We start from the raw sequence: 458 nt of genomic DNA, 5'->3' as shown, positions 1-458 counted from the left end.
CTCCCAGACTACGCAAGCCGGCCGGATTGACGAAATTGGCGAGTTGAAACGCCCCCACTTGCGTTCGATTGACCATACCTGGCGTCGTAACCGTAACAACACCGTCTTTGCCAATCATCAAGCTCGTGGCATTGCGCGGCACCATCATGGCAGGCTGCACCAAATAGCCGCTTGAGGTCACGAGTTGCCCCTGCGCGCTGATCTGGAAGTTGCCGTCTCGTGTGTAGGCCAGCGTGCCGTCAGGTCTTTGCACTTGGAAGAAGCCATTGCCGTTGATGGCTACGTCCGTCGCATTGCCAGTTTTTGAAAGATTGCCTTGCGAATGCAAACGCGAGGTGGCCACAATCCGCGTGCCGGTACCGATCTGCATGCCCGAAGGCAACGCCGTTTGTTGTGACGACTGGGCCCCCGGCTCGCGCGCGTTCTGATACAGCAGGTCCTCGAACACGGCACGCGAG

Annotated in this window: 1 protein-coding gene; it reads right to left on the bottom strand. The window is 58.7% G+C overall.

The annotated features are described in order from the left end of the window. The coding region (locus D7X74_RS42385) for a flagellar hook-basal body complex protein (RefSeq protein ID WP_233602500.1) at positions 1–448 on the bottom strand (448 nt) is incomplete at its 3' end. Between the last annotated feature and the right edge of the window lie 10 nt (positions 449–458).

This window comes from Corallococcus sp. CA047B, from assembly GCF_003612065.1.
Taxonomy (GTDB): domain Bacteria; phylum Myxococcota; class Myxococcia; order Myxococcales; family Myxococcaceae; genus Corallococcus; species Corallococcus praedator.
The sequence above is the reverse complement of the archived record's forward strand: the minus strand, read 5'-3'. Positions and strand labels throughout refer to the sequence as shown.